This window comes from Pirellulales bacterium (genome assembly GCA_035939775.1).
Taxonomy (GTDB): domain Bacteria; phylum Planctomycetota; class Planctomycetia; order Pirellulales; family DATAWG01; genus DASZFO01.
Genome location: DASZFO010000283.1, coordinates 1 through 9,750 on the forward strand (window position 1 = coordinate 1; position 9,750 = coordinate 9,750).

The following is a 9,750-nucleotide window of genomic DNA, read 5'->3' on the forward strand; positions in this document are numbered from 1 at the left end:
TCATTACAACGATTTTTGCCGAAGCGAACCTCGCGGTCTGGCAAAATGCTGGAAGCCAGCTACACCAGTCCGAAGTTCGAACGTGTGACGCGGGGCAATTCGATCTTGGCCCGTGCGCGGCTTGGCATCTCGATCCGGATCGCCGACCGGCAGGCAGGCGGACGACCCGCGTTGTCGCCCACGATCCACCGCCCGAAGTCGTCGAGCGGCTCTTGGCTATCTGCCCGAACGCCGCGATCAAGCTGGCCCCCGTCGCCGAATTGCCCGACGGTTGGGGCCGCCGCGCCGAGTTGGAATGGATCAGTCGCAAGCGCGAGTGCCGGCAACTGGTGGCCTGGTTCGGCGATTTGGCCGCCAACGCCGGCAGACGCCGTGCGACGATGCTCGACGAGGACGGCGCGGTGCGGCGCACGATCCGCGGCGAGCCGAACGCTCCGATACCACCTGCGACCGGCGTCGGCCGATTTCTATTCGAGCCGGATTCCGCGGTGCTGGCCGCGAAGCTTACGGGCGCGCTGGCCGCCGAGCATGGTCTTGCAGCCGTCACGCCCGGCATCGCCTATCTCACAGGCGACGCGCCGCTCGACGACGCGGCCCTGGCGTGCTTTGAAGTCCTCGACCAGTTGCCGCTGCGAATCAAGACGCTCAAGAATTGGCTGCGCGAGCGCGGCATCGGGAGGCTCGAAATCAAGAAGCGCGGCGTCGATCTCGATCCGGCCCACCTCCGCCGCCAACTGCACGTCGCCGGAGACGCTTCCGCAACCCTGCTCGTCACTCCACTGGCTGGCCGGGTCGCCGTCATCGCCACGCGCCGCGCTCCGCGACCGGCAGCACTCCCATTCAATCACGGCTAAACCATTGCTCCTATCGCATTTCGTTCTTCGCACTTTATACTTCTCGTTCCGAATTCCAAATCTGAGCTTCGCGGAAAGGCGCGTGATTGAGTGACGTCTCGTCGGCAAACCGTTTCGTATCTCAAGCAGCGCTTCGCCGAAGTGGGCATGACGTTGCAAGCGCGCCACGGGCAAAACTTTCTTATCGACCTGAATCTACTTGGCCTGCTGGCCGAGAAAGCGAACGTCGGGCCGAACGATGTCGTGCTCGAAGTCGGCACCGGCACCGGCGCGCTCACGGAAATGATCGCGCGGCACGCCGCCGCGGTCGTCACGGTAGAAATCGATCCGCGGCTGCATCAGTTGGCTTACGAGGAATTGATCGACTTCGACAACGTGATCATGCTCCAGCAAGATGCGCTTGCGAACAAGAATACCCTCGATCCGCTGGTGCTCGAGGCATTGAATGCGAAGCTGGCGGAAGCGCACCAGCGGCAATTCAAGCTGGTGGCGAACCTGCCATTCAGCGTCGCCACGCCGGTGATTTCTAATTTACTCGACCTCGATCGGCCGCCGGTCGAGATGACCATCACAATCCAAAAGGAGCTGGCCGAGCGGATCGTCGCCAAGCCCTCGACGAAGGATTACGGGGCGCTGAGCATCTGGGTCCAGAGCCAATGCCAAGCCGAACTGGTGCGGTTGATTCCGCCACAGGCCTTCTGGCCGCGACCGAAAGTCACCTCCGCGATCGTGCAAATTCGGTTGGATCCGGAGCTGCGCGGGAGGATCGACGATCGAGCCTTCTTTCACTCATTCGCGCGCGGGCTGTTTCGGCATCGGCGAAAGTTTTTGCGGAGTGTGTTGCCGAGCGTCTATAAAGGGCGGCTGGAAAAATCGGACGTCGATGCCCTGCTCGCTCGGCACGATCTTGCGACCTCGACTCGCGCCGAAGAGCTTGATGTTGCGACGGTCCTCCGGTTGGCGGAAGCCGTGCACCAGCTTTTGGCACGCGACGCGACTCGCCCTTAAGAGCGCCTAACAAATCCGGTTTGGAGAAGGGGACAGTCCCCGTTTTGCTGCCGACCATCGCTGCGATGGTGCCCGCCTCGCAAAAGGGGGACAGCCCCCGCTGGATTTGTTAGTCGCTCGAAAACACGAACGCGATTTTTGCCGCCGCCGCCCTTGTGCGCGCTGCGCCTGCCGACTAACGTGGGAGGACGGAGGCGGCAGCGTATTGACGAGTGCGTCGCAGGGAGCATCTGTTTATGAAGTTCATCGAAATGTCGGGTGGGGAATTGATGGAGATTCTGAATCCCGACGAGGTCACTCCGCAGCAATTACAAGCCGCCGGGTTGACCGAGCGGTGCCTGGTGCGCATCAATCTGCAAGGCGACATCGAAGTCCGCCGCCGCGACCGTTGGGACGTGATCGGCGGCCTGCTCGGCGATTTCGATCACCGCATCCGGAAGGCTACGGGGCGAGAGTGGGCCTGAGGATTCGATTTTGGATTTTGGGTTCTCGATTAGCGCTGGATAGACATGCCCGCCGCGGAAGTTCGTGAAGCTACCGACATGGCTGAGCACCCTGCTGAAGGCCTCGGGATGCTGCCAGGCGACGTGAACGCGCAGATTCCGCCCGAGCTGATCCCGCAACTGGCCCGGCCGGCAGCGCTATCGGTTAGCGCGCGGCACTGCTTCCGCCAGCCGATCAATCGTTACGACCCGCCTTAAACTATTCCGACAATGCTACTTGCGCTCCGCCCGTTCAACATTCTCCAGCCTCCTACCGATCTTCCGATGAGCAAGGATCAGGGAAGTGTGGCGGCAGGGATGCCCAATTTGTTCAGCTTTTGAGATTTGGCGGCAGCGGACGGGATCAAGCCGGCGGGAATCCGGCGGTTTGTAACAGCGGCCGCACCGTGGTAAGCTGTCAGGGCAAATGACGCCGCTCGACGAGAACTCACGTTTGCCCGTACACCATGCCCGGCCCGCGGACTCGATCCAAAGGTCCGATTTTCATCCGACGCTGGCATCCTCTTGGGCACCGGTTTTCTGAGGGACAAAGACGTGCATCTCGACCATTTACCCGGTTCGTTTTTTGGCCCGTCCAATTTGGTTGACCTGCTGCGGCATCGCGCCGCCCATCAGGCGCACGATTGGGCCTTCAGCTACCTCGTCGACGGCGAATCGGAAGAAATCCACTGGACCTACGAAGACCTGGACCGGCGGGCTCGAGCCATCGGGGCCTGGCTGCAAACGCAATCGTTGGTCGGGGAACGGGCGCTGCTTCTTTATCCGGCCGGATTGGACTTTGTCGCGGCGTTCTTCGGCTGCTTGTATGCGGGTGTTGTCGCGGTGCCGGCATATCCACCGCGGCAGAACCGTTCGCTCTCGAGAGTGCAAGTGATTGCCGACGATGCTGAGGCCAAAGTCGCCCTCACCACGCAGGCCGTTCTCGAACGGGTCCAGCCGTTGTTGGATCAAACACCGAACCTCAAGACGCTGCGTTGGCGGGCCACCGATGAAATGGACAAGGGGCTGGAGCACGACTGGCAGCATCCGGACGTCTACGGCGACACTCTCGCCTTCCTGCAATACACTTCCGGCTCGACGGGCACACCCAAAGGGGTCGTGCTCAATCACGCCAACCTGATGCACAACTCGGCCTTGATCGCCTATGCGTTCGAGCACACTCGGTCGGATCGCGGGATGTTCTGGCTCCCCAGCTATCACGACATGGGCCTGGTCGGCGGCATTTTGCAGCCGCTTTACATCGGCCAATGGGATCTGCTGATGTCGCCGGTCGCGTTTTTGCAGAAGCCGTTTCGTTGGCTCCAGGCGATTTCGCGATACAAGGCGACCATCAGCGGCGGGCCGAATTTCGCCTTCGATCTCTGCGTCCGCAAGATTACACCCGAGCAAAAGGAAACGCTCGACCTTTCGAACTGGTGCCTCGCTTTCAACGGGGCCGAACCGGTGCGCGAGGAGACGATCGACGCCTTCGTCGAGGCATTTGCTCCCTGCGGTTTCCGGCGCGAGGCGTTTTACCCGTGCTACGGCATGGCCGAGGCGACTTTGATCGTCTCCGGCGGATTCAAGGCCGCCCCGCCGGTGATTCGCACGTTCGATGCCGAATCGCTCGAGAACAATCAAGTCGTCGATGCGCTGCCGGATGAAGAAGGCGCGCGGGCTTTGGTCGGCTGCGGCGGCACGCTCTTGGATCAGCAGATTCTGATCGTCAATCCCCATACGCTCACGCGTTGCGCTCCGGACGAAGTCGGTGAGATTTGGGTCGCTGGGCCGAGCGTGGCGCAAGGATATTGGAGGCGGCCCGACGAAACGGCCCACACCTTCCATGCCCACTTGAGCGACGGCGCCGGGCCGTATCTCCGTACCGGCGATTTGGGCTTCATGCAAGATGGGGAGTTGTTCGTCACCGGCCGGCTAAAGGACCTGATCATTATTCGCGGGTTGAACCATTACCCGCAGGACATCGAAGCGACCGCCCAGCGGAGCCACGAGAATCTGCGTCACGCGGCGGGCGCCGCGTTTACCGTCGAGATCGATGGCCGCGAGCGGCTGGTGATCGTCAACGAATTGGAGCGCGGCCGGCAGCGCGACGTCGAGGCGCTCGACGAGGTTTATGCGAGCGTTCGCCGTCTGGTGGCCGCCGAGCACGAACTGCCCGTCGAGGCGATCGCGCTGATCAAGGCCGGCAGAATCCCCAAGACCTCCAGTGGGAAGATTCAACGGCACGCTTGCCGCAGCGGGTTCATCGACGGCACGCTGGAAGTCCTCGATCAGTGGCGCGCTTGGGACGCGGCCGACAAATCCGCCGCCGAGCGGCGCAAGGACAGGCGAGCCGCCCGGCCCGGCGCCGGACGCGAGGCCCATGCCGGCGCCAACGGCCAATCCGCCGGCGTCGTCGGCCGCGATCGCCGCGAAAAGGCAGACCGCGAAGCGGCTGATTCGGTGTCCACGGCGAAAATCGTCTTCGAAGAGGTTCGGCGGATCGCAAAGGAGCGGGCCACCGATCTGACTCTCGACACTAATATCGTCGAACTCGGGCTAGATTCTCTCGAGCGGATGGAGATCATCGCGGCGCTCGAAGACACGTTCGGCGGCCGATTCCCCGAGCAAGTCCTACCGCAAATGGAGACTTGTCGCGAGGTGGTCGAGGCCGTCGAAGCTTATCTCGGCAAGACGCCGAAGAAACGTTCCGCGCGGACTTCGGCCGAAGGCATTCCTCCGGAAAACTATCGCTTCGAGTTGTATCCGGAATACCTGGCGCTGCGTCAAACGATGCAGGCGATCCAGAGCACCGGGCTGGCGAATCCATATTTCCGGCCGCATGAGCGCGTGACCAACGACACGACGCAAATCGCCGGCCGCGAATTGATCAACTTCTCGAGCTACAACTACCTCGGCATGTCGGGCGATCCGGTGATCTCGGCGGCCGCGAAAGAGGCCATCGATCGCTACGGCACGAGCGTTTCCGCCAGCCGGCTTGTCTCCGGCGAAAAGGTCGTGCACCGTGAACTGGAGCGGGCCATCGCCGGCTTCGTCGGCACCCAGGATGCCATCGTGTATGTCGGCGGCCATTCGACGAATGAAACTACGATCGGCCATCTTTTTGGACCGGGCGACTTGGTCCTGCATGACGCCTTGGCCCACAACAGCATCGTCCAGGGCTGCCTCCTGAGCGGCGCGCGGCGGCGGCCGTTCCCGCATAACGATTGGCAAGCCCTCGATCAGCTTCTCACCGAGCTGCGCAGCGAGTATCGGCGCGTGCTCGTGGCGATCGAAGGTGTTTACAGCATGGACGGCGACTATCCCGATCTGCCCCGATTCATCGAAGTCAAGCGGCGGCACAAAACCTTCTTGATGGTCGATGAGGCGCATTCGGCCGGCGTGATGGGACCGCACGGCCGCGGGATCGGCGAGCACTTCGAAGTCGATCCGGCCGACGTCGATCTCTGGATGGGAACGCTCAGCAAAGCGTTCGGAAGTTGCGGTGGATACATCGCGGGCAACAAGCCGCTCATCGAGTATCTCAAGTACACCTCGCCGGGTTTCGTGTACAGCGTCGGCATATCCCCCTCGAACGCAGCCGCGGCATTAGCTTCGTTGCGGCTCTTGGAAGAGGAGCCGGAGCGAGTCGCCCGGCTGGCGGAAAACTCGCGGCTGTTCCTGACGCTCGCCCAAGAGCAGGGGCTGAACACGGGCATGAGCAAGGACTCGGCCGTCGTGCCGGTGATCTTGGGCAACTCGCTGCACAGCCTGCAGCTTTCGCAGGAGCTGTTTGCCCGCGGGATCAACGTGCAGCCGATCCTCTATCCGGCGGTCGAGGAAAGCGCGGCGCGGCTGCGGTTCTTCATCACCGCTTTGCACACCGAGCAACAAATTCGCGAGACCGTCGCGGCCGTGGCCGAAGAACTAGCCAAAATCGATCCGGCTTACCTGCGCCAGCCGCGGGCAACGGCGGCCAACGGGCAGCGCAGCGCCGGCTCGGCTACGCGGAGACCGTAGCCAGGTTCGATTGACGAATCCAAGCTTGGGTGCCATGCCCACGGCTCGGCGTGGGCATGGGCCGTGTTGCACATGGCCACTCAGAGCAGTGGCCATGGCACCCGTCAAAGATTTGAAGCTCAACGACCCGGGATGCCAACAGCGACGGTCCGGCGCGATCGCGTTTGCCGTCGCCGTAGGCTCCTGGTTAAACTAACGGTGCGATGACTCCAAACAATCCCATTCCGGCGCCGATCTCCGAAGAGCACCCTTCTCGTGTGTCGAACTTCACGCTCACCCACCGGCTAATCCTACCGTCCGACGCCAATCACCACGGCACCCTCTATGCCGGCTCGCTGATGCGAATGGCGCTGGAGGCGGCTTACAACACGGCGTTCTGCTCCGTCGGGAACACGGCGAACTTGCTGCTGCGCCGCGTGCTGAGCCTCGAATGCTATCGTCCCGTCCCTGTCGGCTCGATGATCGAGGTCCGCGGCACGGTGTTGCACCTTACGCGGGCCTATCTTGTGGCCGGGCTGATTAGCTCGCCGCTGCCGGGCCAAAGGAGCCCCTGGATGGACGGCCTGTTTGGATTCGTGCAAGTCGATGCCGAAGGTCGGCCGGCTGAGTTCCCAGACGATCTGGCGATCACTCCACCCGAAGAGCAATGGCAAGCGCTCCATCAGCGCATGCTCAAGCTGCTACGCATTCGCGGGCGGAACGGAGTGGATTGAGGTTCCAGCGCTCCGGGGGCTGACGCCGCCCGGCTCGCCACCTGCATACGTGAGCGGAACGGAGTGGATTGATATCCACCGCTTGGATTCCCCCAGCGATTGGCATTTTCCCGCCAGAAAAAGTTTGTTACGGTTCGCAAAGCTCCGGGCGGCCGAACCGAGTGACCGGTTCGGTTGTCTCGACTGCATCGCGGCTGGTTTCTCGTTGCGAAACAGCCTTTTAAGCCCGCCTTACGACGCTCACCCCTTGATTCCTCCCGCCGGAAACCAACCGTCGAACTTGTGTCTCATCCGCCGCCTTCTCGGCTTGGCCTGGCGGCATCGCTTGGGGTGCGTTCATGTGCTGGCCCAGCAGGTGGCGCTGGTCGCGCTTGCGCTGGGGCAGCTTGGGTTGACTGGGCTCGGGATCGACTTCATTCGCTCGCGGGTCGATCCGGCGAGCGGCCCGCCGCATTGGCCCTTCGGCTGGACGCCGCCGGCCAATTGGCCGCCGCTGGCGATTGTCGGCCTGATCGCGGGGATCGTGCTCGGTTCGGCCCTGGCTCACGCGCTGGTGCGTTACCGCGCGGCGGTCGCCACGTCGAATCTCGTGCTGCGGATCGTTGTCGATCTGCGGTCGGCAGTTTACGACAAGCTCCAGCGATTGAGCTTCCGCTTCTTCGACGCCAACCAAAGCGGCTCGATCATCAACCGCGTCGCGGGCGACGTGCAAGCGGTGCGGATGTTCGTCGATGGCGTCGTGATTCAAGTGCTCACGGTGGTGCTGTCGCTCGGTGTGTTTCTGGCGTACATGTTCTCGCTGCACGTCTGGCTCACGCTGGCCTGCCTCGCCACGACGCCGCTGCTCTGGCTCGGGGCGGCGATGTTTTCCGCCGTCGTCAAGCCGGCCTATGCCCGCAACAGCAAGCTGATCGATCATCTCGTGCTCACGCTCACGGAAAACATCCAAGGCGTTCACGTCGTCAAGGGGTTCGGCAGACAGAAGGAAGAAATCGAGAAGTTCACGGCCGCGAACCGGGCCACGAAGGACCAAAAGAACTGGATCTTCAGGCGAACGAGCCTGTTCCAGCCGGCGATCGGCTTTCTGACGCAGATCAATATGGTCGTGCTGCTCGGCTACGGCGGCTATCTGGTGATCCGCGGCGAGCTGCCGCTGGGGGCCGGGATGTTCGTCTTCGCCAATCTATTGCAGCAGTTCGCCAATCAGGTCGGGCAAGTGGCCAACATTGCCGACAGCATCCAGACGTGTTTGACCGGCGCCGAGCGCGTGTTCGAGGTCCTCGACGCGCCGCTGGAGGTGGAGAATGCCGCGCGCCCGGTCCGCCCGTCGAGAATTCGCGGCGACGTGCGGTTCGAGCGAGTCGCGTTCGGCTATCGCCGCGGGCTGCCGGTTCTGGAAGGGATCGATCTCGAAGCCCGACCGGGGCAATGCGTGGCGATTGTCGGCGCTACGGGGGCCGGCAAGAGCACGCTGTTGAGCCTGATTCCGCGGTTCTACGATCCGACCGCAGGACAAGTGCTGATCGACGGCGTCGACGTCCGCCAGCTCGATCTCGACACGCTCAGACGGAGCGTCGGGCTGGTGTTTCAAGAGAGCTTTCTCTTTAGCAACACCGTCGCGGCGAACATCGCGTTTGGCCATCCCGAGGCGACCCGCGAGCAAGTCGAGCGGGCGGCCAAGATCGCCTCGGCCCACGAATTCATCTGCGAATTGCCCAACGGCTACGACACCGTGATCGGCGAATACGGCGCAAGCCTCTCCGGCGGGCAGCGGCAAAGGCTGGCGATCGCCCGAGCGATCCTGCTCGAGCCGCCGATCCTGATCCTCGACGACGCCTTGGCTTCGATCGATCCGGGGACCGAACACGAAATCCTCGGGGCGATGGAAAGCGCTATGCGCGGGCGAACCACCTTCGTCATCGCCCATCGCCTGAGCACGCTCCGCCGGGCCGATCTGGTGATCGTGCTCGAAGAAGGCCGGATCGTCGAACGCGGCACACACGATCAGCTCATGCACCAAGAAGGGCACTACCTGGCTAGCGCGCGGATTCAGGCCGATGCCGCCTGGGCTGTTCCCGCCGCTTGAGAACACATGTCCACCGCATCCACTTTCAAACTCGATCGCACGCTGACTCGGCTCGACCGGCACGAGGAGCATGAACCGGACGAGCGGCCGCTCGACATCGGGCTGATCGTGCGACTCTTCTCGTACACCCGGCCCTACGCGAGCAAGCGGAATTGGCTATTCGTGATGGTCATTCTTCGGTCGATCCAAATGCCGGCGCTCACCTGGCTCGTCGCCGCGATCATTCGCGGGCCGATTGCCGGAGGCGACGGGCACGGCGTCGCGATCGGAGTGCTCGCGTTCTTGGTTTTGGCCGTCTCAACGCAGGTCGTGATGCACTTCCGCCAGCGGCTGGCGCTGGAACTCGGCGAGTCGGTGGTTTTCGACCTGCGCAATGAAATCTTCGCGAGGCTGCAAGTGCTGCCGATGAGCTTCTTCGACCGGAATCCAGTGGGGCGGCTGGTGACGCGCGCGACAACGGACGTGGACGCGCTGAACGATTTATTTGCATCCGGCGTGGCGGCGATCCTGAACGACTTCTTTTACCTTTTCGGGCTGGCTGCGATTCTGCTGGCATGGCATCCGCGGCTGGCGCTAGCGACATTCTCGCC

General features: G+C 62.8%; 8 protein-coding genes. All 8 read left to right on the forward strand.

The genetic code is table 11. The features are described from left to right. On the forward strand, positions 1-854 hold an 854-nt coding region (locus tag VGY55_17530; protein ID HEV2971779.1), incomplete at its 5' end, for a hypothetical protein. A 90-nt stretch (positions 855-944) separates the two neighbouring features. Then, positions 945-1,862 (forward strand): 16S rRNA (adenine(1518)-N(6)/adenine(1519)-N(6))-dimethyltransferase RsmA, encoded by a 918-nt coding sequence (gene rsmA, locus VGY55_17535; GenBank protein ID HEV2971780.1) that lies wholly within the window; start codon positions 945-947, stop codon positions 1,860-1,862. A 236-nt stretch (positions 1,863-2,098) separates the two neighbouring features. Then, positions 2,099-2,326: a hypothetical protein gene (locus VGY55_17540; protein ID HEV2971781.1), complete on the forward strand. Its 228-nt coding sequence runs from the start codon at positions 2,099-2,101 to the stop codon at positions 2,324-2,326. A gap of 78 nt (positions 2,327-2,404) precedes the next feature. Then, on the forward strand, positions 2,405-2,563 hold the full coding sequence (locus VGY55_17545; GenBank protein ID HEV2971782.1) for a hypothetical protein: 159 nt from the start codon (positions 2,405-2,407) through the stop codon (positions 2,561-2,563). Between the two features lie 306 nt (positions 2,564-2,869). Beyond that, positions 2,870-6,361: an aminotransferase class I/II-fold pyridoxal phosphate-dependent enzyme gene (locus VGY55_17550; GenBank protein HEV2971783.1), complete on the forward strand. Its 3,492-nt coding sequence runs from the start codon at positions 2,870-2,872 to the stop codon at positions 6,359-6,361. 203 nt (positions 6,362-6,564) lie between these two features. After that, positions 6,565-7,074 carry a hypothetical protein gene (locus VGY55_17555; GenBank protein ID HEV2971784.1) on the forward strand — a complete coding sequence of 170 codons (510 nt, stop codon included), beginning with the start codon at positions 6,565-6,567 and terminating at the stop codon, positions 7,072-7,074. 247 nt (positions 7,075-7,321) lie between these two features. Further along, a complete protein-coding gene (locus VGY55_17560) occupies positions 7,322-9,160 on the forward strand; it encodes an ABC transporter ATP-binding protein (protein ID HEV2971785.1) in 1,839 nt (612 codons plus the stop codon). A 6-nt stretch (positions 9,161-9,166) separates the two neighbouring features. After that, positions 9,167-9,750: ABC transporter transmembrane domain-containing protein (locus VGY55_17565; protein ID HEV2971786.1), on the forward strand; the 584-nt coding region annotated here is incomplete at its 3' end.

What these genes read in the sequence shown, in the direction of transcription:
- VGY55_17540 (HEV2971781.1), top strand. Translation starts at nt 2,099, where the DNA reads ATGAAGTTCATCGAAATGTCGGGTGGGGAATTGATGGAGATTCTGAAT.
- VGY55_17545 (HEV2971782.1), top strand. Translation starts at nt 2,405, where the DNA reads ATGGCTGAGCACCCTGCTGAAGGCCTCGGGATGCTGCCAGGCGACGTG.
- VGY55_17555 (HEV2971784.1), top strand. Translation starts at nt 6,565, where the DNA reads ATGACTCCAAACAATCCCATTCCGGCGCCGATCTCCGAAGAGCACCCT.